This window comes from Roseovarius atlanticus, from assembly GCF_001441615.1.
GTDB lineage: Bacteria > Pseudomonadota > Alphaproteobacteria > Rhodobacterales > Rhodobacteraceae > Roseovarius > Roseovarius atlanticus.
In genome coordinates, this window is record NZ_LAXJ01000003.1 from 383,038 (window position 1) to 406,145 (window position 23,108).

The window sequence follows — 23,108 nt, forward strand, 5'->3', positions numbered from 1 at the left end:
CAATCAAACACGACCCCAGCAGTACCGCTGAGACATGCGCCGATACTGTTGTTCCGCTGAGCACTCAAATCCCCGCCGGAATATTCAGCGGATCGCGTTCGATCATCTTGGGCGCGGTCAGGGCCTTCCATTTCGACAGCGCCTCATGCGCCGAGGGGAAGGCGGGGCGAGGGACGAAGCGGCCCCGGCCCGGTTGCGGCTGGGAGTTCTGGCCCCAGGCCCAGATGACCTCGCCGCGCGAGATGGTGTAGCGGGAATTGGCCGTGACCTCGAAGCCCTCGAACACGTTGTAGTCGAGGATCGAGTGGTGGTTGGAGGCCGAGATCGTCTTGGTGATCTTGGGGTCCCAGACCACGATATCGGCGTCGGCCCCTTCGACGATGGCACCCTTCTTGGGGTAGATGTTGAGGATCTTGGCGACGTTGGTGGAGGTGACGGCGACGAACTCGTTGGGCGTGAGGCGCCCCGTCTCGACGCCGCGCGTCCAGAGCACGGGCATCCGTTCCTCCAGCCCGTTGGAGCCGTTGGGGATCTTGGTGAAGTCGTCCACGCCCATTCGCTTTTGCTCGGTCGAGAAGGCGGCGTGGTCGGTGGCGACGACCTGGAGGGAACCCGCCTGAAGGCCCGCCCAGAGGCTGTCCTGGTGTTCCTTGTTGCGGAAGGGGGGCGACATGACGCGGCGGGCGGCGTGGTCCCAGTCGGTGTTGAAATACTCGCCTTCGTCGAGCGTGAGGAACTGCGCCAGAGGTTCGCCGTAGACGCGCATCCCCTTCTGGCGGGCGCGGCGGATGGCCTCGTGCGCCTGCTCGCAGGAGACGTGCACGATATAGAGCGGCACGCCGGCGGCATCGGCGATGGTGATGGCGCGGTTGGCGGCTTCGCCCTCGAACTCGGGCGGGCGGGAATAGGCGTGGCCCTCGGGGCCGGTGATGCCCTTTGACAGCATTTCCTGCTGCATGTCGGCCACCAGATCGCCGTTCTCGGCATGGACCATGGGCAGCGCGCCCAGCTCGCGGCAGCGCTTGAACGAGGCGAACATCTCGTCATCCTCGATCATCAAGGCGCCCTTGTAGGCCATGAAATGCTTGAAGGAGTTGACGCCCATGTCGACGGCGTCCTTCATCTCATTGAAGATGGTCTCGTTCCAGCCGGTCACGGCCATGTGGTAGCCGATATCGGAGCAGATTTGGGGGGCGGATTTGCGGTGCCATTCCTCGATGGCGTTCTTGATGGAGCCGTCCGCACCCGGCAGGCAGAAATCGACCAGCATCGTCGTGCCGCCACAGGCCGCGGCCCAGGTGCCGGTCTCGAAGGTTTCGGCGGCGGTGGTGCCCATGAAGGGCATTTCCAGATGGGTGTGCGGGTCGATGCCGCCGGGGATGACATAGGCGCCTTCCGCGTCGATGGTCTCGTCGCCCTTGAGGTCCACGCCGATCTGCTTGATCTTCTCGTCCTCGATCAGGACATCGGCCTTCCACGTGCGGTCTGCGGTGCAGACGGTGCCGTTCTTGATGACTTTGGTGGTCATTGGGTGTCTCCCTGGTGCTACGCAGTCCCGGACTTGATCCGGGACCTCAGAGAAACGAGGCCTCCATGCTCAAGTCGGACCAGCTTGGGTTTGCGTGTTCGATCAGCTTGTCTTTCCACTCGCGCCGCCAGCGTTTCAGCTTTCTTTCGCGGGCGATGGCGGCATCCAGTGTTTCGTGGGTCTCGAAGTAGACCAGCTTGGCGATGTTGTATTTCGACGTTTGCATAGACCCGGCCCCCAGCCGGTGTTGGGCCGCGCGGTCGCGCAGGTTGCCTGTGGTTCCAACGTAGATCGCCGTGTTTGATCGGCAGGCCATGATGTAGGTGTAGAACGCCATGGTCCGGTGGTGTGGGAACATGGTTAATTTGGTGTGAACGCGGCTTTGGTGTTTGCGGCGGGACGCGGGTGGCCGGGAGGTCCCGGATCAAGTCCGGGACTGCGTTGCGCGGCGTGGCCGGGAGGTCCCGGGTCAAGCCCGGGACGGGGTGGGCATTGGGCGATGTCACTCCACAATCTCCGCCGTTTCGACCACCGCGTGCATCAGCACGTCTGCGCCCGCCGTGGCCCAGTCCTTGGAGATCTCCTCGGCCTCGTTGTGCGACAACCCGTCGACGCAGGGGCACATGACCATCGCTGTCGGTGCGACGTCATTGATCCAGCAGGCGTCGTGGCCCGCGCCCGAGACGATGTCCATATGGGAATAGCCCAGACGTTCGGCGGCGTCGCGGACGGCCTTGACGCAGGTCTCGTCAAAGGCGGGCGGGTTGAATTGGCCGACGATCTCGGAGGCAAAGCCGACCTCGATCTCCTCGCAGAGGGCGGGGGCCTTTTCCAAAAGCTCGGCGACCATCCCTTCGAGTTTGTCCAGATCGGGCGACCGGAAGTCGATGGTGAAGACCGCCTTGCCGGGGATGATGTTGCGGCTGTTGGGATAGACGTTGGCCTGGCCGATGGCGCCGACGGCGTTGGGCTGGTTCTTCATGGCGATCTCGTGGACCAGTTCTGTGATCCGGGCGAGGCCGCGGCCGGCGTTCTTGCGCATGTGCATCGGGGTGGAGCCGGTGTGGCTTTCCTTGCCGGTCACGGTGCATTCGATCCAGCGCAGGCCCTGCCCGTGGGTGACGACGCCGATATCCTTGCCTTCGGCCTCCAGTATCGGGCCCTGTTCGATATGCAGCTCGAAGAACGCGTGCATCTTGCGGTTACCAACGGGTTCATCGCCTTTCCAGCCGATGCGGTCGAGCTCGTCGCCGAATTTCTTGCCGTCGGCATCGACGCGGTCGTAGGCCCATTGCTGGTCGTGCACGCCGGCGAAGACGCCCGAGGCGAGCATGGCGGGGGCGTAGCGCGTGCCTTCCTCGTTGGTCCAGTTTGTAACCACAATGGGGTGTTTCGTCTTGATGCCGAGGTCGTTGAGGGTGCGTATGATTTCAAGGCCCCCCAGAACGCCCAGAACGCCGTCATACTTGCCCCCGGTGGGTTGCGTGTCGAGGTGGGAGCCGACGTAAACGGGGAGCGCGTCGGGGTCGGTGCCCTCGCGCCGGGCGAACATGTTGCCCATCGTGTCGAGGCCCATGGAAAGCCCTGCCGCCTCGCACCACGACTGAAAGAGTGCGCGGCCCTCGGCATCCTCGTCGGTCAGGGTCTGGCGGTTGTTGCCGCCCGCGACGCCGGGGCCGATCTTGGCCATTTCCATCAGGCTGTCCCAGAGCCTGTCGCCGTCGATCTTGAGGTTTTGGCCCGGTGCGGTCATCGCTGTCCCCCTGTCTGTCGTATCATAGCACGGGTGGACGCGATACTGGCTGCCATCCCGGTTGCCACTTTTTTACCAAATGGTAAAACCACGATTGCGAAGCGGGGCGGGCATGTCAAGCATTGCACCCGCCGCTGGCCAATTCGGGCCGGGCGGTGCTAAATCTTCGGGCAGGGAAATGTGAGAGGCGCGATGGAAGACGGGATGACGCCCGAGGGCGGGGCCAAGCCGAGCCGGATACAGCTGCGCAACCGCAAGCGCATACTGGACGCGGCGCTGGACGTGTTTTCGATGCACGGGTTCAGGGGCGCGACGCTGGACCAGATCGCCGAGGCGTCGGGGCTGTCGAAGCCGAACATCCTGTATTATTTCGCGGGCAAGGAAGAGATCCATGTCACGCTGCTCAACGGTCTGATGGACACGTGGCTGGATCCGATGCGCGAAATCGACCCCGGGGGCGAGCCGCTGGAAGAGATCCTGCGCTATGTGCATCGCAAGCTGGAGATGAGCCGGGCCTTTCCGCGGGAAAGCCGGCTGTTTGCCAACGAGATACTGCAAGGCGCGCCGATGATCGGGGCGGGGCTGGTGTCGGACCTCAAGCCGCTGGTGGACGAGACCGCGGCGCTGATCGAATCCTGGGCGGCGGCCGGGCGGCTGAAGCCCGTGGATGGCCGGCACCTGATCTTTTCGATCTGGTCCACGACCCAGCATTACGCGGATTTCGACGCGCAGCTGCAGGCGCTCATGGACGGGCGGGACGTGCATGGCGAGGCGTCGGTTTTTCTGGATGCGCTCTATCGCCGGACGCTGGCAGTCTGACGCCCGCGAGGGACACGATACATATAAAATGCTGTCTAGATTACGGTCGCGGGGTGCGCCCGCGCCGTGCTATGGTGTGTGTTGGGTGCGGGTGCCGGATCAAGCGATCCCCCGTGTTTGGAGTGGACACATGAACATCACAGGACCAGCCCCTGTGACCTTTCTGCCCTCGGTGCCGGCCGGTGCCGGACAGAACCTTCAGAAACTCGCCGTCAAGAGCGCCTCGGGGTCCGCGGAAAGCAGTGCGAGCGGCAACAATTCCGACAACGCCACGGGCGGGGACGAGCCGCGGCCGGATGCAACGCTGCGTATCGGTCATGACGCTGTTTCACGATTGCCGGCCAAGGCGTCGGGCGAAAGCGTGCTCGACGCGCGGATCAAGAGCCAGGAAACCCCGCGCGATCAACTGGTTGCGGCACAGTACGAACTGGTCGGACGGCAGCAGGACCTGCTGCGGGCCAGTACACGGCTGGAGCAGTCGCGGGCGGTGCGCGACATCACCGACCTGCGCGAGATGATCGCGGTTCTGAAGATCGAGGTCAGCGGCGACCAGGCGCCAGGTCCGTCAGACATTCCCGCCGTCGAAGACGGATCTTGAGGACCGCGCGGGAAACCTTGGCTGACGATGCGCGGCGTAGCGGACGGTCTTTGGCTCCTTAACCTGATTTTTACCACGGTGGCGGCAGTGTCGAGGGATGACGCAAATCATCCATCCCGTCCCTGCCGCGCCCTGGGTGGCGCAACTCTTCTCGAGCCAGTCGGCCCAAAAGGGCGCTGTGGTGCGCCGGTCGCGTCGTTGGGTGGAACGCGAGGTCGGCCGCGACGCGTTCGAGCGCGAAGTGCGCAGGCGAGGGTATCACCTGATCGAAACCGGGGACCAGATGATCGTTGTCTGCCATGCGGGGCCCATTCGGATCGTGTTTTGATCCACAGTGGCGCACGCCAAGAAAATTCGTACGAATTTTCTTGGGGTAAGATTCTTCGTACGAAGAATCTGGGGGTTATTCCGCGGCGCAGGTGCCGGGGTTGTTGGGGTGGGTGGTCCAGTTGGCGTAGTCGTCCTGCACCGTCTTTCCCGTGCGCGGGTCGGTCGTGCCGGCGGCCAGTTCCTCCATCGTGATGCAGTTCTCGACCGGGCAGACATTGACGCAAAGGTTGCAGGCGACGCATTCGGCGTCAATCACCTCGAACGTGCGGTCCAGGGACATCGAGATGGCCTGGTGCGACGTGTCCTCGCAGGCAGCATAGCAGCGGCCGCACTTGATGCAGAGATCCTGGTCGATCCGGGCCTTGGTGACGTAGTTGAGGTTGAGGTGCTGCCAGTCCGAAAGGTTCGGGACGGCGCGGCCGACAAGTTCGTCCGTCGAGGTGAAGCCCTTCTCGTCCATGAACTGCGACAGGCCCGAGATCATTTCCTGCACGATCTTGAAGCCGTAGGTCATGGCCGCCGTGCAGACCTGCACATTGCCTGCCCCCAGCGACATGAATTCCGCCGCGTCGCGCCAGGTGGTGATGCCGCCGATACCCGAGATTGGCAGACCGGCGAGCGACGGTGTGCGGGCGATTTCGGCCACCATGTTGAGAGCGATGGGTTTCACCGCCGGGCCGCAATAACCGCCATGGGCGCCCTTGCCGTCGATGGTGGGCTCAGGCGCGAAGCTGTCGAGGTTGACGGAGGTGATAGAGTTGATCGTGTTGATCAGCGAGACCGCGTCGGCGCCGCCATCCTTGGCTGCCTGCGCCGGTTTGCGCACGTCGGTGATGTTGGGCGTGAGTTTCACGATGACGGGCAGGTCTGAGTGTTTCTTGCACCATTCCGTGACCTGGCCCACGTATTCCGGCACCTGGCCCACGGCGGACCCCATGCCGCGTTCGGACATGCCGTGAGGACAGCCGAAATTGAGCTCCACCCCGTCGCATCCGGTTTCCAGCACGCGGTCGAGGATGGACTTCCAGCTGTCCTCGTTCACGGGCACCATCAGGGACGCGATGAGGGCGCGGTCGGGGTAGTCTTTCTTGACTCGCGTCATCTCGTCGAGGTTGGTTTGCAAAGGCCGGTCGGTGATCAGCTCGATATTGTTCAAGCCCAGCAGGCGGCGGTCGGCGCCCCAGATGGCGCCGTAGCGGGGGCCATTGACGTTGACGACGGGCGGGCCTTCCTCGCCCAGGGTCTTCCACACCACGCCGCCCCAGCCGGCCTCGAACGCGCGGCGAACGTTATACTCCTTGTCCGTGGGCGGGGCGGAGGCCAGCCAGAACGGGTTGGGCGAGGTGATGCCGATGAAATTGGTGGTCAGGTCTGCCATGACTCGCTCCTTCAGGCGCTCAGGGTCGCGTGGATGTCTTCGGCGGCGTCGCGGCCCTCGGCCACCGCCGTGACGGTCAGGTCGTCGCCGCCCGCGGCGCAGTCGCCCCCCGCCCAGACGCCGGCAACAGTGGTGCGGCCCGCGCCGGTGACGGCGATCTTGCGGCCGTCCAGATCGGGCAGGGCATCGCCGGCAAGCGCCTGGCCGATGGCCTTGAACACCTGGTCGGCGGGGATGCGGACGGTTTCGCCCGTGGGGGTGAGGGCGTCGTCGGTGTATTCGAACTCGATCTCGCGGACCGTGCCGTTGCCGTGGAGGGCGCGGGGCGTGGCGTTCGTGATGATACGCACGCCCTTGGACGCGGCGAGGTCCTGCTCGAAGACGCTGGCGTTCATGCGGTCGCGGCCACGGCGATAGACCAGCGTGACGTTGAGCGCGCCCAGCAGTTTGGCCTGCACGGCGGCGTCGATGGCGGTCATGCCGCCGCCGATCACGACCACGTCACGGCCCACCTCAAGCGCGCGCAGGTCGCTGGCCTGGCGCAGGTCGGAAATGAAATCGACCGCGTCGAGCACGCCGGTCTTGTCCTCGCCGTCGAGGCCCAGCGCGTTGACGCCGCCCAGGCCGATGCCGAGGAAAACCGCGTCGAACTGGCCACGCAGGGTGTCAAGGCTGAGGTCCGGGCCAAGGACCTTGCCGTTCTCAAGGGTGATGCCGCCGATCTGCAAGAGCCAGTCGACCTCGCGCTCGGCAAAGCCGTCGACCGTCTTGTAGGCGGCGATGCCGTATTCGTTGAGACCGCCGGGCTTGGGCCGCGCGTCATAGAGCGTGACGGCATGGCCATGCATCGCCAGACGATGGGCGCAGGCCAGACCGGCCGGTCCCGCGCCCACCACGGCGACCGACTTGCCCGTTTCCGGCGCGCGGGCGAAGGGATGCGTGCCCGCGGCCTGAAGGGTGTCGGTGGCGTAGCGTTGGAGTTGCCCGATGAGGACGGGCTTGCCTTCGGCGGCTTCGCGCACGCAGGCCTGTTCGCAGAGCGTCTCTGTCGGGCAGACGCGCGCGCACATGCCGCCAAGGATGTTTTGGCTCAGGATCGTCCTGGCGGCGGCCTCGGGCGTGCCGGTGCCGATCTGGCGGATGAAGAGCGGGATGTCGATATCGGTGGGGCAGGCCGTGATGCAGGGCGCATCGTGGCAGAAATAGCAGCGGTCGGCGGCCACGAGCGCCTCGTGCGGGTCGAGCGGCGGATGCAGGTCGGAAAAATTGCGGGCGAGGTCATCGTCTGACAAGCGGCCGGAGGTGATGCCGGGGGTCAGGGCGGAATGGCTCATGGAAGGCTCCAGTGGCTGTGCGCTTTGAGGAAAGTATTGCACAGATCAAAATTTTATCAATTGGTAAAATTTAGGCAGTTTGTGAACAGGTGGAAGGGGCGCGCGTGCAGACGCGACAGGCTCTGATGTGTTTGGCGGCTGGCGTGGCGGTGGGTGAACCTGCGCGGTGCGCAGAACCACCCACCCTACGATGTCCGGAAAGGAGTCAGCGGTAGTTCTCGTGTTCGAGGCGCTGGCGGGCAATGTGTTCATGCGCCTCGGCGCGGCGCTGGTCGGCCAGCGCCCGCTCGACGAAATCAAGATGGGCCTCGACTGCCGCGCGGGACGCTGCGGGGTCGCGGGCGAGGATGGCGTCGCGGATCGCGCGGTGCTGGTCCAGCAGGCTGGAACGCGTGGTGGACTGTTTGAACATGACCTGCCGGTTGTAGAACACGCCCTCCTGCATCATCTGGAACATCGAGCGCATCATGTGCAGCATGACCACGTTATGGCTGGCCTCGAGGATGGCCATGTGGAACTCGGCATCGAGCCGCGCCTCGCGTTCGGGGTTGGCGCGGCCTTTCGCGCTTTCCATCCGGTCGAAGGTGGCGGCGATGACCTGAAGGTCGGTGTCCGAGCCCAGCCGTGCAGCGCGTTCGGCGGCGAGGCCTTCCATGTCACGGCGGAAGGCGATGACATCGAAGACGGCTTCGTCATCGCTTGCGAAAAGCTCGATCAGGGCGGGAGAGAAGGCGCTGCCCAGAACGTCGGCCACGAAGATGCCGGCGCCGGCGCGGGTGGTCAGCAGGCCTTTGTCTTGAAGTTCGGACACCGCCTCGCGCAGCGACGGACGCGAGACGCCGAAGCGATCGGCAAGGTCGCGTTCCGATGGCAGGCGTTCGCCGGGGCGCAGGATGCCACGCAGGATCAGTTTCTCGATCTGGCGCGTGACCGCGAGCGAGAGCTTTTCCGGGGTAACTTTCTGGAACGGCATAGTGCGCCTCGGGATTGAATTGGTCAAATCATATGACCAGAGGCGACATTGGGCAAGCGCCGGGCCGTTCGTGGTCAGCCGGAGATGTAGTTGCCCGATTGGTCGGGCAGGAATGCCTCGACCGCCGCCGTGGCTATGACGATTGTGTCGCCGGTGTCGGGGTTCACCACGTTGTGCCCGCCGAACGTGGCGGTGACGGTGGCGTTTCCGCGGGGCAGGCAGGCGGCGAGCGCATCGGTGTCGAGCTTATCGGGTTCCTGCACGCCGATTGTGACCACTACGCGCATCTGCGACGGGTCGAGCGAAGTCGTCGAATACATCGGGATGGCCGAGCGCCGGATGGCGGATTCGATCGCGCGGGCGGCGGCCTTTTGATAGTCCATGCCGTATTGGTCGTTGCCCATGCCCATTTCGATGATGAAGCGGTGATCGGTCATTTCGCGGGCTCCAGATTCAGGCTGACATTGATGGCGGCGTTGACGATGACCGTGGGCGTGCCGCCGTCGGGACGGGGCACGTCGAGGCCGCCCTTGTGCGCGGTGACGGTGACCTGGCCATAGGGGAAGATATCCGCGAGCGCCGTGGTATCGACCGCATCGGGGTCGGGGGCGGCGATTTCGACGTCGATGATCATCGCCTCTTTGGGTTGGCCGAAAAGCTCTGCAAGGTTGATGGAGTTGCGCCAGAGTGCGTCCTGAAGCGCGCGGCGGGCGGCGGCGGTATAGTCGCGGTGGCGCAGGGACGAGCCGATGCCGAATTCGGTGAGAAGGCGTGTTTTGGGCATGTAGGGGCTCCGGTGGCTGGTGTCGGGATTTGAGTATTTTCGGAACAGTGAAAACGCAAGGCGTCAGTGGGTCAGCAGGAGGGCGAGGAGGCCGACGAAGATGAGGCTGAGCGCCCAGAGGATATCGAGATTGAACCACGTGCGTTGCAGGAATTTGAGGCCGAGCCAGTGGTAGGTGCCAAGCGCGAGTGCGCCGCCGGAGAGGATCATGGCGGCGGTGTGGGCGAGCGCCACCAGCAGCGCGGTGGAGAGCGTGCCGCGCATGAGGCTGCCTGCGGCAGTGTGGCCGGCATCGGCGGTTTCGCAGATGCCGAGATAGATCGGGACCAGCATGAGGCCGGCACCGTGCGCCATGGCCACGAGGAAGGACCAGAGGGCGAGGCGCGAGGGCGGCACGCGTGCCAGAAAGCGCGGGTGGCGGCGGTTGATCAGCAGGTAGATGCCCAGGGCTATGACGAGGAGGGCTGCGCCGGTCTGGAGGGCGGTCTGCCACTCGGCGAGCCACAGGAGCGCGGAGAATGGCAGGAGGATCGCGGCCATCGCTAGAAGGTGGCCCAAGGCCAAGGCGGCGAGCGCCTTGAAGAGGCTGGATTGGCGGCGCTCCATCAGGGCCGAGGACACGGCGAGGGGCCAGCCCATGCCGGGATTGATGCCGTGGTAGAGGCCGGATGCGAGGACGGCCCACCACAGGGCCGCTGTCGTGGAGATGTCAGCGGTCATGGGGTTTCTTCAGCCCCGGGGAGGTCCCGGGTCAAGCCCGGGACGCCGTTTCGCATGGATCAGACCGACGGGTAGCAGAAGCTGTCGGTGGAGCAGTCGCCGCCTTCGAGCCGGATCTGGTGGCTGCGGTAACCTTCGGGAAATTCGACGAAGAAATCCTTGTCCAGTTCCAGCCCGCCATTTTCGCCGACATTGGCCATGACCATCTGTCCGCCCTCGTCATCCGGGTAGAACTGATCGTCCCACGTGGAATAGAGCGAGTTGGTCCAGTAGACACGTTTGCCGTCGCGGCTGATTTCCACCATTTGCGGGCCGTAGACGAAATCCTTGCCGTTGGGATGCTTGGCACCACGGGCGATGCCGCCCAGTTCGACCTTGCCGGCCAGCGTCGGGTTGAAGGGGTCGGAGACATCGTATTGATGCATCTCGCCCAGGCCCCAGCAGGCGACGTAGAGGAACCGGTCGTCGAGCGAGAGGTCGATATCCGTGACGAGCGGCGGCACGGCCTCGAACCCCTGTAGGAGCGGCGGCAGGTTCTCGGCCTTTTCCGGGCGCGGGTCGATGGTGATGACCTTCTTGGCGTCGAAGGTGCCGTCGTCCGTTTGCCACCAGACAAAGATCGAGCCTTGCAGGTTCGTGGTGTCCACGACCACGCCGCAGAAGCCGTAATCCTTCGCCGGGTCGTGCGCGGGGCGGATTTCAAGCGCCATCTGATGGTTTTCGCCCAGGTCGATGGTCTGGACGTTCTTGCGCTGACGCAGGTTCCAGAAATGGATCGAATGACCGTACTTGTTCGACAGCAGGTCCTCGGCCACGATGCCGTTCTCGAATTGCGGGGGCAGGCCCCATTCGGAGCTTACCATGTAGTCGCGAGGCAGGTTCCACCAGAAATCGTAGTGCTTGTCCTGGCGACCGCGGTCCATCTCGTAGCGGCCGAGGATCTCGAACGTTTCGCAATCCATGATGAAGATGCCCGGAGGGCCGTCGGTGCCGTCCTTGCCGCCGCCGCCAAGGGTCGAGACATAGATGCCTTCGGGGCCGCAATGGATTGTGTGGGGGCGGGAATAGCCGGTCTTGGCGAACACTTCTTCGGGTTCGATGATCTTGTGGATCTTGGCCTTGAGAGGTTCCTTGACGTCGATCACATAGATGCGGGACGAGCGGATGCCCGGGATGATCAGGTAGCGCCGTTCGAGGAACGCGTGCCCGGCAAGCGGTGAGAGGGACGAGGAGCAGGCGTTCCAGCCAAAATGGTGAAACTCGTCGCCCTTGTTGGGCATGATGACCTGATGGACGATCTGGGAATAGGTCTTGGAACTTGGGTCGACGTCAACGATGGCGAGGCCGTCGGGCTGGCTGCCGTCGGGACTGAGCATGAGGGTGAAGGCGAGCTTTTCGGCGGGGGCCGCCATCGCCATTTTCGGGGTTGGATAGAACGTGGGGTCGGGTCTCAGGTTCATGGTGCAAATCCTCCCTTGGATGCGGACGGTGTTCCGCTTTCGCGCAGCCTGCGAGAAAACCGTCTCATAGAATCGGCAATCGGCCAATTTTTATTTCCAAAGGTGAAGATGTGGCACACGGTCAAGGAGCGCGGGCGATCCCATTCTACGGCGTGTTCACGGGTTTGAAAAACGGCGCGCTTGGCAGCACGCCGGAGCTTGAAAGTGCATTCTGGTCGGGCGGATGCGCAAGCGCAAGCCGCCGCCCGACAAGGGGCGGCGGCAAAAGCGATACGTGTCTGCGCTTAGTTCCAGAACGCCTCGTCAACGCCGTTCATGGCTTCGATTTCTTCTTCGTTGAACTTGGTCACGAAGGTGTAGCTCATGTCATCGACGGGGACGAGTTTGGCGTCCTTCACCGACAGCAGAACGTGTTTGTCACCGATGTCGAGGAAACCGCCGACTTCGACGACGATGCCGGTCAGCTTGCCGTCTTGCGACATGACGAGGTCTTCGATCTCGCCGATCTGGTTCCAGTCGGAGCCGACTTCGCTGTATTCAGCCATTTCCCAGGCTTCGCCTTCGTCGTTGGCTTCGTTGGTGGTATAGACGGCGCCGCCGGTGATATCGCGGCTGCGGATCAGCTCGCCTTGCATCTGGGACATCTCTGCGCTGGATTTGTCCCACGCCATGCTGCTGTCGCTGTCGTTCATGGCGGATTGGTCGGTGTCCATGTCGGAGTTGTCCTCGGTCATGGCCGATTGATCGTCCTGAACGTCGCTGCTGCTGTGCGTGCCCGCGTCTTCGGCCGTGTCCATTTCGGAGTTGGACTCGACTTGGGTGGTCTCGGTATCGGTGTCCATCTCGGTGTTCGTGTCGCTCTGTGCGACTGCGGTGGTAGCTGCAAGCGCCAATGCGATTGCCGTAGTTCCAAAGAGTTGCATTGCGTTTCTCCTGTTCGTTTCGGTTCTGGAGAGAAAACGCGGCGACGGGGGCATGTCGTTCCGAAAAAGTATTGAAAAATTGAAGCTTAGAAGATGAAACTCTCAGCGGGGGGAATACGTTTGCGCGTCCGCCCGAGGCCCTGACGCTCATGATTTCTTAACCTTGCTTCCGGCAAACTGCGTCCATGTTCAGGCTGCTCTTGTCATTGCTGGTGCTCGGGGCGTGCGGGACGCCCAGCCCGGAGTTTTCCGGGATTTCGCCGGTGCGGATCAAGATGGGTCCATCGGTCTTCGACATCCGCGTGGCGGGGCGGCGGGCCGAAGCGATCCGGCTGAACCCGCAACCGGCGATGCGGCTGTCGAGCGTGGGCGTGCCCGCGGTTCTGGCCATCGAGCGGGTCAGCGGATGCCGGGTGGACCGGCTGAGCGGGGATCAGGCGATGATGCGGGCCACGCTGGATTGCGGGGCGGGCGCGCCGGCGCCAAGACGACCCGAGACGTATCTTGAATGCGACGCCTTCGAGCTGGACGCGGAGGGCGGCGAGCTGATCTGTTACCCGTTCTGAGCCGTGGTCGGGACCAGGACCTTTTCCATGTAGACGCTGGTGGTGTTCGGGCGGTAGTCGCCGAAGATGCCGCACCGGGTGAAGCCGTGGCGTTCATAAAGGCGGATCGCGGCGTCGAGCGCCTCGGCGGTCTCCAATCGCAGAATGGGCACGTCGTCGCCCCGGGCCTCGTCCTCGAGCGCGCGCAGGATCGCGGCACCGACGCCGCGGCCGCGGGCGGCGGGAGAGGTGAACATCGACTTGATCTCGGCGTAGCCGCGCTTGAAGGCAAGCGCCCCGGTGCCCAGCGTTTCTGCCCCGTCCCGGGCGGCGAGAAAGCAGATGCCGGCCCCGCGCAGCTCCTCGAGGTCGAGGAAATAGTTGTCTTCGGGCGGAAAAAGCGCGCGCATCATGGCGTGGCTTTGTTCCAGCAGGGCGCGGGGGCCGGGGGCCTTGGGGTTGGCCTGTTCGATGATGAGCATTGCGGGGACCTATTCGACGGTCACGGTCGTCACGGCCTCGATCGGCGTGCCGTCCGTGGCAAGGTGGCCGTGATCGTTGGCGTTGAGCGTGACGCGGATCTCGTGCGTGCCTACTGGCAGGGCGTCCAGTTGCACCCATGGGCTGTAGGCGCGGGGCTGTTTCACGCCGTTGATGTAGACATGGGCGTGGCCGTGGCCCGGACGGTGGTCGCCGTTCACGCCTTCGGGGTCGAAGGTGAAGTTGGTGGTGACGATGTGCAGGTTGCGGCTTTGCGGACCGTCGGGATGAACCTCTATGGCCAATGTCGGAGCCGGGTCGCTGGCCTCGACCTTCTTGTGGTCATGCATGGCGTGCTCCTGACCGTGGTCATGGGCGGAATGGTCGTGCGCCATACCCTCGGACATGCCATGTTTGGACATGGCGGGACGGTCGATCACCGTGGCGGTGACCAACGCGCCCAGGCCGGCTCCGCCGGCGAGACCGGCAACAAGAAGGGCAATGGGATTGGCCATGGCGTGATTATCCACAACGTCGCTATTGAACTGTGTCGCAGCATATGTTCCGGGGGCGAACGCCGCAATAACGCGCAAGAACAGGCGGAGCGAAACAGACGGAAAAGGTTTCAGTCTTGCGCAAGCTCCGCAATATCTTGTGGATAAGTGCTGGTGTGACGCCATATGCAGGGGTTTGGCGTTGACAGAGGGCAAGATGGTGCGCTTGCATGTCTTCCCAAGGCCGGAATCACATCCAACAAACAGACCGGCCCGACCAGAGGGACACGCGCCGTGCAGTTCACCAAGCTGAGATTGACCGGGTTCAAGAGCTTCGTCGACCCCACCGACCTGTTCATCCAGGACGGTCTGACCGGGGTGGTGGGGCCGAATGGTTGTGGCAAGTCGAACCTGCTGGAGGCGTTGCGCTGGGTGATGGGAGAGAACCGCCCGACCTCGATGCGGGGCTCGGGCATGGAGGACGTGATCTTTGCCGGGGCGGCCACGCGGCCCGCGCGCAACTTCGCCGAGGTGAGCATCCATCTGGACAATTCCGACCGGCTGGCGCCGGCGGGGTTCAACGATGCCGACCACCTTGAGATCATCCGGCGGATCACGCGCGATGTGGGCAGCGCCTACAAGGTGAACGGCAAGGACGTGCGGGCGCGGGACGTGCAGATGCTGTTTGCCGACGCCTCGACGGGGGCGCATTCGCCGGCGCTGGTGCGGCAGGGGCAGATTTCGGAGCTGATCAACGCCAAGCCCACGGCGCGGCGGCGGATCCTTGAGGAAGCCGCCGGGATTTCCGGCCTCTACCAACGGCGGCACGAGGCGGAGCTGAAGCTGAAGGGGGCCGAGAGCAACCTTGCGCGGGTCGATGACGTGATCGAGCAGTTGGCCTCGCAGCTGGCGCAGCTGGCGCGGCAGGCGAAACAGGCGGCGCGCTACCGCCAGATCGGGGAGGAGTTGCGGCAGGCCGAAGGGCTGCTGCTCTATCGTCGCTGGAAGGAAGCGGATCTGGCGCGGGCCAACGCGCAGAAGGAGCTGACCGAGCGGACGAGCGATGCGGCCCGGGCCGAGGCGGCGGCGCGCGAGGCGGCAAAGCTGCGGGCAAGGGCCGACGAGGCGCTGCCCCCGCTGCGTGAGGAAGAGGCGATTGCCGCGGCGGTGCTGCAACGCTTGCAAGTGAGCCGCGACACGCTGGCCGAGCAGGAGGCCGCGGCCAAGGACCGGATCGAGACGCTGCAATCGCGGATCGAGCAGTTGGCCCGGGACATGGAGCGCGAGGACAGCCTGAACCGTGACGCGGGCGAGACGATCGAACGGCTGGAATGGGAAGCGCAGGAACTGTCCAAGGCGGCGGAGGGGCATGGCGACAAGCTGGAGGCGGCGAGCGCCGAGGCGGCGGATGCCAGCCAGGTGTTGCAGGCGCGGGAAACCGAACTGTCGGAGCTGACCGAGGATGTCGCACGGCTGGCGGCCCGGCACCAGTCGGCGCAACGACTGGTCGAGGACAGCCGCAAGACCCGCGACCGGGCGGACGCCGAGGCGGCGCGAGCCAAGGACGCGGTCGAGGCGGCGCAATACACGGTGACGCGGGCCAGCGAAGAATTCGAGGCCGCCGAGACAGCCGAGAAGGAGGCGACAGAGGCGGCGCAGGCGGCGGAAACCGCATTAACTGCGGCGGACGACGCGCGCGCTGATGCGCAGGGGCGCGAGGCGGATGCGCGGGCCGAACGGTCCGAGGCCGAGGGCGAGGTGAGTGCGCTGTCGGCGGAAGTGTCGGCGCTGGCGCGGCTTTTGGAGCGCGACACGGCGGAGGGCGGGCAGATCCTCGATGCGGTGCAGGTGGCGAAAGGGTACGAAAAAGCCTTGGGTGCGGCGCTGGCCGATGACCTGCGCGCGCCCGAGGTGGACGCAGAGGGCCCGTCGGGATGGGTCGCGTTGGATGGCTATCCGCAGGCCCAGACCCTGCCCGAGGGGGTGACGGCGCTGGGATCTCACGTGAACGTGCCGGGTGTGCTGGCACGGCGTATGGCGCAAATCGGGCTGGTGGATGCCGATGACGGGCCGCGCTTGCAGGCCTTGTTGAAGCCCGGTCAGCGGCTGGTCAGCGTCGAGGGCGACCTTTGGCGCTGGGACGGGTACCGCGCCTGGGCCGAGGATGCGCCGTCGGCCGCCGCGCTGCGGCTGGAACAGTTGAACCGTCTGGAAGAGCTGAAACAGCAGCTGTCGCACGCCACGGCGCGGGCCGAGGGCGCGCAGCGGGCGCACGAGACGCTGAAGGCGCGGTTGGTGGAGTTGACCGAGGCGGACAAGGCGGCGCGCGAGGCGCGGCGGGCGGCGGACAGCAAGGTCGCAGAGGCGAACCGGGCGCTGAGCCGGGCCGAGGCGGAGCGGAGCCTTGCGGGGTCCAAGCTGGAAAGCCTGGGGCTGGCGGTGAAACGCCACGAGGAAGAGGCGCTGGCCGCGCGCAAGACGCTGGCCGAGGCGGAAAAGGCGATGGGCGATCTGGCCGATCTGGAAACCGCGCGGGCCGAGGTGGAAGACGTCAAGATGACGGTCGAGGCCGCGCGGATGACGATGATGGCCAAACGGTCGGCCCATGACGAGTTGCGCCGCGAGGGCGAGGCTCGGCTGAAGCGCAGCCAGGAAGTGACCAAGGAGTTGTCCGGCTGGCGGCACCGGCTGGAGACGGCGAAGACGCGCAGCGCGGAGCTGTCCGAGCGCAAGGAGGCGAGCGAGGCGGAGCTGGCCGAGGCCGGGGCGAAGCCCGGCGAGCTGGCGGCAAAACGCGAGGCGTTGAACGCGGACATCACCAAGGCCGAGGCGCGGCGCGCGGAGGCGGCCGACACGCTGTCCAATGCCGAGGGGGTGGCACGTGAGGCCGTGGCGAACGAGCGGGACGCCGAGCGTCTGGCCGGTGAGGCGCGCGAGGCGCGGGCCCGGTCCGAGGCGCGGGCGGATGCCGCGCGGGAAACCCAGGCACAGGCAGCGGCGCGGATCGAGGAGGAGCTTGAGTGCTCGCCCGAGGACCTGCTGGAGACGTTGCAGGCCGATCCCGAGACGATGCCCGCGTCGGAGGCGATCGAGGCCGACGTGAACCGCCTGAAACGCCAGCGCGATGCGCTGGGCGCGGTGAACCTGCGGGCCGAGGAAGACGCGCGGGAAGTGCAGGAAGAGCACGACACGCTGGTCGGTGAAAAGCAGGACTTGGAGGACGCGATCCGCACGCTGCGGGGTGGCATCGCGTCGCTCAATCGCGAAGGGCGCGAGCGGCTGCTGACGGCGTTCGAGCAGGTGAACTCGAACTTCTCTATGCTGTTCAAGCACCTTTTCGGCGGCGGCGAGGCGAACCTGGTGATGGTCGAGAGCGACGACCCGCTGGAGGCGGGGCTGGAGATCATGTGCCAGCCGCCGGGCAAGAAGCTGGCGACGCTGAGCCTGCTGTCGGGGGGCGAACAGACGCTGACCGCGCTGGCGCTGATCTTTGCAGTGTTCCTGGCCAATCCCGCGCCGATCTGCGTGCTGGACGAGGTGGATGCGCCCCTGGACGACGCGAACGTGGGCCGATTCTGTGACCTCTTGGACGAGATGTGCCGCCGGACCGAGACGCGGTTCCTGATCATCACGCACCACGCGGTGACGATGAGCCGGATGGACCGCCTGTTCGGGGTGACGATGGGCGAGCAGGGCGTGAGCCAGCTGGTGTCGGTCGACCTGAAGAAGGCGGAGCAGATGGTGGCGTGAGCCATCCGTCGTTAAGATTTTACGAACATTGAGCCGATATTTCTGGTCTCACTGCAATCCTTTGCAGTGAGAGGAGGTGGTAAGACTGGATGAAAAGACATTCAGAAAATGGATGGTCGTTTTGGCGGCGGGAACGCTGACTGTTGCGATCATCCGCCTTTGGATAGGGCTTTGAGGTCCTGACAAAGAAAGACCCCGCGAAGTAGCCGCTTCGCGGGGTCACGTCTTCAGTGATAGACTGGAAGACATTCAGATATGTGTAATATGATGCGCTTTTCTTACCAGAAAGTAAAGCGGAGCGCGCGATCTTGGTTAACGCCTCAGGGCAGCGGCCCGGTCTGCCAGAGGGTGATGCGTAGGCCGCCATGGGCGACGGGTGGGCCGGGGTCGGCAAAGGGCAGCTTGGTCGCAGCGGCGAGGCTGGCCTCGGTGGTCACCAGGCCGACGCGCCAGCCGGAAAAGCGTTCCGCGACGGTCTTGCCGAGCGCGCCGTAGAGACCGAAGAGCTGTTTGCGCTCGCCGATGCGGGTGCCGTAGGGCGGGTTCACCATGATCAGGCCGGGCGGGCCGTCGGGGCGTTTCAGATCGCTGAAGGCGTGGTGCGAGATAGTGATGAGGTCGCCAAGGCCTGCGATGTCGGCGTTGGAGCGCGCGCCGGTGACCGCGCCGGCGTCCCGATCGCTGCCGTGGAAGTGAAGGGTGGTTTTGGTGTCGGGTTGGTCCGCCGCCAGATCTTTCCATGCGCCTGCATCGAAAGTGGCGAAGCGCTCGAATGCGAAGGGCCTGTCGCGGCCCGGGGCACGGTCAAGGGCGATTTCGGCGGCCTCGAGCAGGAAAGTGCCGGAGCCGCACATCGGGTCCAGCACGGGCTCGGTGCCGGTATAGCCGCACTGGCGCAGGAAGAGCGCGGCAAGGGTTTCACGCATGGGGGCCTTGCCGACGAAAGGTTTCTGGCCGCGGCGGTGGAGCGGCGCGCCCGAGGTATCTAGGCTGAGCAGGCATTGGTTGTCCTCAATCCTGAGCTGGACGCGGACGGGATCGTCGCCTTCCAACGGCGCGCCGGTGACGTGGTGGATGGCGTGGGCGACGCGTTCCGCGGCGGCACGTTGGTGGTAGATTTTGGATTTACGGGTTGTGGCCTCGACCGTGGTCGGCACGTCGGGGCGCAAGAAGCCCGCCCAATCCACTTCGCGCGTCAGGGCTTCGAGCTGGTCGAGATGCATCGCCTGGAAACGGGCGACGCGGGCCAGGACGCGGCCTGCGCCGCGCAGCGCGAGGTTGGCGCGCCAGACGTCCGGCCAATGACCGCGAAAGCGGACACCGCCGGGCATTGCCTTGGGCTTGGCGAACCCCGCCGCCTGCGCCTCGTCCTTCAACGCGAGTTCGAGGCCGGGCGGGGCGGTGAGAAAGATCTCGAACGCGCGGCGTGGCGTCATAGGGCGTTCAGAAGCGCGGGCGTGGGCCACGCGTCGGCGGGCATCCCAAGTTCCTGCTGCACGTCCTGCACGGCGGCGCGGGTGCCGGAGCCGAGGATGCCGTCGATCTTGCCCACGTCATAGCCACGGGCCGCCAGTTTCTCTTGAAGCTGCTTCATCTGGGCGTCCGACAGGCCCGGATCGGGGTTGCCTGCGTCAAAGACCGGTGCGCCCTGAAGGCGGTTGGCGAAATAGGCAGCGGTCAGCACGTAGGTGTAGCTTTGGTTCCATTCGAAATAGACGTTGAAATTCGGGTAGGCGAGGAAGGCCGGGCCTTTGCGCCCTTCGGGCAGAAGGATGTTGGCGGGCAGGTCGCCCCGGATCTGGCCGTGGCGGGGCGTGACGCCCATTGCGACCCATTCGGAAGCAGGCAGTGTGGTGCGCAGGCCCGTTTTGGACCAGTCGAGGGTTTCGGGCACGTCGACCTCCTGCAGCCAGGGCTCGTCCGCGCGCCAGCCCAGATGTTGCAGCATCTTGCCGCCCGACATCAGCGCGTCGGGCGCGGAGGTTTTCAGATCGACGTGGCCGTCGCCATCGCCGTCGACGCCGTTGTCGATGATGTCCTGCGGCAGCATCTGGACCATGCCGATTTCGCCGGCCCACGCGCCGGTGGTGCGCATGGGGTCGAAATCGCCCATCTGGTAGAGGTCGAGGGCCGCAAAGACCTGCGGGCGGAACAGGTCGGGCCGGCGGCAGTCATGCGACAGGGTGACGAGCGCGTTGAGCGTGTTGTAATCGCCCTGAAAGCCGCCGTAATCGGTCTCGAACGCCCAGAAAGCCAGGAGCACCCCGCGCGGCACGCCGTATTGGGCCTCGATGCGTTCGAACACGGCATCGTATTGCTGTGACTTGGCAAGGCCGGTGTTGAGGCGGCCCGAGCTGATCAGGCGGCGGGCGAACTCGGTGAAGGGTTTCTGAAAGACGCCCTGACGGCGGTCGGCCTGAAGCACGCTTTGATCCTGGCGCACCGAGGCGAAGAAGCTGTTCACCTGGTCCGGTGCGTGGCCGCGGGCGATCGCCTCTTGTTTAAGCGCATCGACGAAGCCGGAGAAAGATCCGCCGCAGCTTTGACCGAATGCGGTCGTGGCGGTGCAGAGCGACAGGGCGAGGGCAAGACAGCGGATCATTCAAGGTTCCTTTTTCGTATCAGAGTGCAGCAGCGGCCAGGCCTTGGCCAGTCTGGAAAACCTGTAGTTCGAGGCATCGTTATTCAATATCACCGGACGGGAAGGCGCCGGGTTTCGTCAACTGCCGTTGGGGAAGGGGGCGCCCGGAGCGCCGGCCGTGCAGACGCCTGGCGCGCAGGAGTGTTAATCGCATGTTAACTATTTGTTAACAATTCGGCGTGCAGAGATCACTGTAGACTAAGCGCGAACAGAACGACCGAAGAAGATCAAAGAGTGAAGAATCGACCTCTGCGTGTGCTGATCGTGGAAAGCGATGCGGCACTGGGCCGGGTGTGGCAACGACACCTGGAGCGGCATGGCATGTTCGTGCGGCTGGAGCACGACCAGCAGGGTGCACTGGAAGCTCTGGGCGAAACGCGGTGTGACCTGATGGTGCTGGACCTGATATTGACGCGCAGCAGCGCTTTTGCCATCGCCGATGAGGCGGAGCGGCGGTTTCCCGGTGTGCCGATCCTGTTCGTGTCGAAGACCTCCTTCTTTTCGGACGGTTCGGTTTTCGGGCTATGCGCGAACGCGCGGGCCTTCGTGAGCACCGATACGCCGCCCGACGATTTGACCGCGATGGTGGAGCATTACGCGCGCTCGGGCTGAGGCGTGGTGTCGGGCGCGGCCAGCCGGGTCTCGATCCTGGAGGTCTGTTCCAGCGTCCGGTGGACCGGGCATTTGTCGGCAATTTCCAGGAGACGCTGGCGCTGATCGTCGCCGAGATCGCCCCTGAGGCGGATCGTGCGGACGAAACTGTCGATCTTGGCCGGGCTGCTGCCATCGGCATCCTGGGCATGGACCTTGTCGTGGGTGACGTCGACCGAGACGTGATCGAGCGGCCAGCCCTTGCGGCGGGCATACATGCGGATGGTCATCGACGTGCAGGCCCCCAGGCCGGAGGCGAGAAAGCCGTAGGGGCTCATGCCGCGGTCGGTGCCGCCATAGGCCTCGGGCTCGTCGGCGCGGACATAGTGATGCGGCCCGGCGTGCACATCCTGCAGGAATCCCTCGGGATCGACTTCGCAGACCCGCACGACACCTTCGGGTGCGCCGGGGGGCGGCGCGGGATGCTTGAGGTCGAGATAGCGCTGCGCCCAGGCGGCGATCACCCCGGCGGCGTATTCGGCATCGCCGGGATTGGTGACCAGGTGGTCGGCGCTGTCGAGGGTGACGAAGCTCTTGGGATGTTTCGCGGCCTTGAAGATCTGGGTGGCGTTGTCGATGCCGACGGTGTCGTCGCGCGGGGCGTGCAGGACGAGGAGCGCGCGTTTCAGGCCGGAAATCTTCGGGGCGAGGTTTTCGGCGCGGACATCCTCGACGAATTCCCGGCCGATGCGGATGGGGCGGCCGCCCAGTTCGACCTCGGCCGAGCCATCGGTCGCGATCCGGTCGAGCGCGCCGTCGAAATTGTGCGTGACGTGGCCCGGATCGAAAGGCGCGGCAATGGTGGCGACGGCGCGGGCGCTGTCGATGCGAGAGGCGGCGGCCAGCACGGCCGCCCCGCCGAGGGAGTGGCCGACCAGCAGGCTGGGGGGCATGTCGCGGGCGGCCAGCGCGTCGGCGGCGCGCACGAGATCCTCTACATTCGAGGTGAAGGAGGTGTTTTCGAACTCGCCTTCGGAGTGGCCCAGCCCGGTGAAATCGAAGCGCAGCACGGCGATGCCCGCGCCTGCCAGCCGGGCGGAGATGCGGCGCGCGGCGGGAATGTCCTTGGAGCAGGTGAAGCAATGCGCAAAGAGCGCGGTGGCCAGATGCGGCCCCTCGGGCAGGTCGAGCCGCGCGGCAAGGTCATGCCCGTCATGGCCCGTGAAGGTGAAGCGTTCCGTCGGCATGGGCGATCCTTTCGATTACCTTCAAGATGGCGGTTCCGGGCGGATGCGTAAGGTGTGTTTCAGGCTTGTCTCGGGAATGTGAGGCTGCATGGTACGCAGAGCAGTCTTGAGTCTGACCACCCACCATGCGTTGTTGCCCGACACCGCCGGGCTGTGCCATGGTGGCGATATATTTGCAAAGTGATAGATGCAGGCATGTCCAGCAATTCCCTGATCGCCAAGTCGGTTATCCTGGTCTCCGCCCTTGTGGGAGGGGTTGTCGGGCTGTTCGAGCTGGGTGATCGGTTCATGACGTCGAAGCCGTCCGAGGACGTGGTTGTGAATCAGTCGGCGGCAAGCGGATCGTCCGATGGGGCCGAGCGCGGGGCCGACGAGGCGGACGCTGCGGGCGAGACGACCGCCGCATTGTCCGAGAGTGTCAGTTCGGCAGATCGTGGGCAAGGTACGGCGCTGGAGCGTGAGATTGCGCAAAGGGTGTCGGAGCAGCTGATGCGTCTGGAGTGCGGCGCGGTTGAGGTAACCCGGGTGACCGCGACAGCGACGACAGTGCCGGAGGAGGAAACCAGCCACGGGTTCGAAGGGCATCTGCTGAACGGGGCTGTGACCCTGCAGGGCACGAACGGACCCGAGCGTATTCGACTGGCAGGCTCTGGCAAGGGGCCGACCGGCGCGGCGAGTGCGGTCGACATGGCGCTGCGCGGGTTCGGGGAACACTTGACGGTGACGGAAATTTTCGAAGCGAATTGCAGAAGGGACTGAT

General features: G+C 65.1%; 23 protein-coding genes. 7 read left to right on the forward strand and 16 right to left on the reverse strand.

What is annotated here, in order from left to right:
* Positions 1-64 precede the first annotated feature (64 nt).
* From hydA to XM53_RS05275, 3 genes are all read right to left on the reverse strand, one after another.
* Entirely contained in the window at positions 65-1,528 is a 1,464-nt protein-coding gene (hydA, locus tag XM53_RS05265) for a dihydropyrimidinase (RefSeq protein WP_057790984.1), read from the reverse strand.
* A gap of 46 nt (positions 1,529-1,574) precedes the next feature.
* Entirely contained in the window at positions 1,575-1,886 is a 312-nt protein-coding gene (locus tag XM53_RS05270) for a GIY-YIG nuclease family protein (protein WP_236544421.1), read from the reverse strand.
* 144 nt (positions 1,887-2,030) lie between these two features.
* Positions 2,031-3,281, reverse strand: a complete 1,251-nt coding sequence (locus XM53_RS05275) for a Zn-dependent hydrolase (RefSeq protein ID WP_057790987.1) — start codon at positions 3,279-3,281, stop codon at positions 2,031-2,033.
* Between the two features lie 192 nt (positions 3,282-3,473).
* Between XM53_RS05275 and XM53_RS05280 the strand changes: the two genes are divergently transcribed.
* The 3 genes from XM53_RS05280 to XM53_RS05290 all read left to right on the forward strand — a co-directional run bounded on the left by XM53_RS05280 (position 3,474) and on the right by XM53_RS05290 (position 5,026).
* Positions 3,474-4,100, forward strand: coding sequence for a TetR family transcriptional regulator C-terminal domain-containing protein (locus XM53_RS05280; protein ID WP_236544422.1), 627 nt, complete (start codon positions 3,474-3,476; stop codon positions 4,098-4,100).
* A gap of 130 nt (positions 4,101-4,230) precedes the next feature.
* Positions 4,231-4,698: a hypothetical protein gene (locus tag XM53_RS05285; RefSeq protein ID WP_144435458.1), complete on the forward strand. Its 468-nt coding sequence runs from the start codon at positions 4,231-4,233 to the stop codon at positions 4,696-4,698.
* 97 nt (positions 4,699-4,795) lie between these two features.
* A complete protein-coding gene (locus XM53_RS05290) occupies positions 4,796-5,026 on the forward strand; it encodes a hypothetical protein (protein WP_057790991.1) in 231 nt (76 codons plus the stop codon).
* A 75-nt stretch (positions 5,027-5,101) separates the two neighbouring features.
* Here the strand turns inward: XM53_RS05290 and preA are convergent, their stop codons facing one another.
* The 8 genes from preA to XM53_RS05330 all read right to left on the reverse strand — a co-directional run bounded on the left by preA (position 5,102) and on the right by XM53_RS05330 (position 12,600).
* A complete protein-coding gene (gene preA / locus XM53_RS05295; RefSeq protein WP_057790993.1) occupies positions 5,102-6,406 on the reverse strand; it encodes an NAD-dependent dihydropyrimidine dehydrogenase subunit PreA in 1,305 nt (434 codons plus the stop codon).
* An 11-nt stretch (positions 6,407-6,417) separates the two neighbouring features.
* Positions 6,418-7,740, reverse strand: a complete 1,323-nt coding sequence (locus tag XM53_RS05300; protein ID WP_057790995.1) for an NAD(P)-dependent oxidoreductase — start codon at positions 7,738-7,740, stop codon at positions 6,418-6,420.
* A gap of 205 nt (positions 7,741-7,945) precedes the next feature.
* Positions 7,946-8,713 (reverse strand): FCD domain-containing protein, encoded by a 768-nt coding sequence (locus tag XM53_RS05305; RefSeq protein WP_057790997.1) that lies wholly within the window; start codon positions 8,711-8,713, stop codon positions 7,946-7,948.
* Between the two features lie 74 nt (positions 8,714-8,787).
* Positions 8,788-9,150 carry a Lin0512 family protein gene (locus XM53_RS05310; RefSeq protein WP_057790998.1) on the reverse strand — a complete coding sequence of 121 codons (363 nt, stop codon included), beginning with the start codon at positions 9,148-9,150 and terminating at the stop codon, positions 8,788-8,790.
* Positions 9,147-9,497, reverse strand: coding sequence for a Lin0512 family protein (locus XM53_RS05315; protein WP_057791000.1), 351 nt, complete (start codon positions 9,495-9,497; stop codon positions 9,147-9,149). The genes XM53_RS05310 and XM53_RS05315 overlap by 4 nt, the downstream gene beginning before the upstream one ends.
* Positions 9,498-9,560: 63 nt before the next feature.
* Complete coding sequence (locus XM53_RS05320; protein ID WP_057791002.1) at positions 9,561-10,217, reverse strand: hypothetical protein; 657 nt, start codon at positions 10,215-10,217, stop codon at positions 9,561-9,563.
* Between the two features lie 59 nt (positions 10,218-10,276).
* Positions 10,277-11,677, reverse strand: coding sequence for a selenium-binding protein SBP56-related protein (locus XM53_RS05325; RefSeq protein WP_057791004.1), 1,401 nt, complete (start codon positions 11,675-11,677; stop codon positions 10,277-10,279).
* Positions 11,678-11,961: 284 nt separating this feature from the next.
* A complete protein-coding gene (locus XM53_RS05330; protein WP_236544423.1) occupies positions 11,962-12,600 on the reverse strand; it encodes a PRC-barrel domain-containing protein in 639 nt (212 codons plus the stop codon).
* 185 nt (positions 12,601-12,785) lie between these two features.
* Between XM53_RS05330 and XM53_RS05335 the strand changes: the two genes are divergently transcribed.
* Positions 12,786-13,166 carry a hypothetical protein gene (locus XM53_RS05335; RefSeq protein ID WP_057791006.1) on the forward strand — a complete coding sequence of 127 codons (381 nt, stop codon included), beginning with the start codon at positions 12,786-12,788 and terminating at the stop codon, positions 13,164-13,166.
* On the opposite strand, the gene XM53_RS05340 is transcribed toward XM53_RS05335, so the two are convergent.
* Positions 13,154-13,627 (reverse strand): GNAT family N-acetyltransferase, encoded by a 474-nt coding sequence (locus XM53_RS05340; protein WP_057791008.1) that lies wholly within the window; start codon positions 13,625-13,627, stop codon positions 13,154-13,156. The genes XM53_RS05335 and XM53_RS05340 overlap by 13 nt on opposite strands.
* Before the next feature lie 9 nt (positions 13,628-13,636).
* Positions 13,637-14,140 carry a hypothetical protein gene (locus tag XM53_RS05345; protein ID WP_057791010.1) on the reverse strand — a complete coding sequence of 168 codons (504 nt, stop codon included), beginning with the start codon at positions 14,138-14,140 and terminating at the stop codon, positions 13,637-13,639.
* A gap of 273 nt (positions 14,141-14,413) precedes the next feature.
* On the opposite strand from XM53_RS05345, the gene smc reads away from it, so the two are divergent.
* Positions 14,414-17,869 carry a chromosome segregation protein SMC gene (gene smc, locus XM53_RS05350; protein ID WP_057791012.1) on the forward strand — a complete coding sequence of 1,152 codons (3,456 nt, stop codon included), beginning with the start codon at positions 14,414-14,416 and terminating at the stop codon, positions 17,867-17,869.
* Positions 17,870-18,189: 320 nt separating this feature from the next.
* Here smc and XM53_RS05355 read toward each other — a convergent pair whose 3' ends face one another.
* Positions 18,190-19,305 carry a THUMP domain-containing class I SAM-dependent RNA methyltransferase gene (locus XM53_RS05355; RefSeq protein WP_057791013.1) on the reverse strand — a complete coding sequence of 372 codons (1,116 nt, stop codon included), beginning with the start codon at positions 19,303-19,305 and terminating at the stop codon, positions 18,190-18,192.
* Complete coding sequence (locus XM53_RS05360) at positions 19,302-20,468, reverse strand: lytic murein transglycosylase (protein ID WP_408006050.1); 1,167 nt, start codon at positions 20,466-20,468, stop codon at positions 19,302-19,304. The genes XM53_RS05355 and XM53_RS05360 overlap by 4 nt, the downstream gene beginning before the upstream one ends.
* 276 nt (positions 20,469-20,744) lie before the next feature.
* On the opposite strand from XM53_RS05360, the gene XM53_RS05365 reads away from it, so the two are divergent.
* Positions 20,745-21,122, forward strand: coding sequence for a response regulator (locus tag XM53_RS05365; protein ID WP_236544424.1), 378 nt, complete (start codon positions 20,745-20,747; stop codon positions 21,120-21,122).
* Here the strand turns inward: XM53_RS05365 and XM53_RS05370 are convergent.
* Entirely contained in the window at positions 21,104-22,348 is a 1,245-nt protein-coding gene (locus tag XM53_RS05370; protein ID WP_057791017.1) for a bifunctional alpha/beta hydrolase/OsmC family protein, read from the reverse strand. The genes XM53_RS05365 and XM53_RS05370 overlap by 19 nt on opposite strands.
* Positions 22,349-22,543: 195 nt before the next feature.
* Here XM53_RS05370 and XM53_RS05375 point away from each other — a divergent pair, with 195 nt between their 5' ends.
* On the forward strand, positions 22,544-23,107 hold the full coding sequence (locus tag XM53_RS05375) for a hypothetical protein (RefSeq protein ID WP_057791019.1): 564 nt from the start codon (positions 22,544-22,546) through the stop codon (positions 23,105-23,107).
* Position 23,108: the final 1 nt, after the last annotated feature.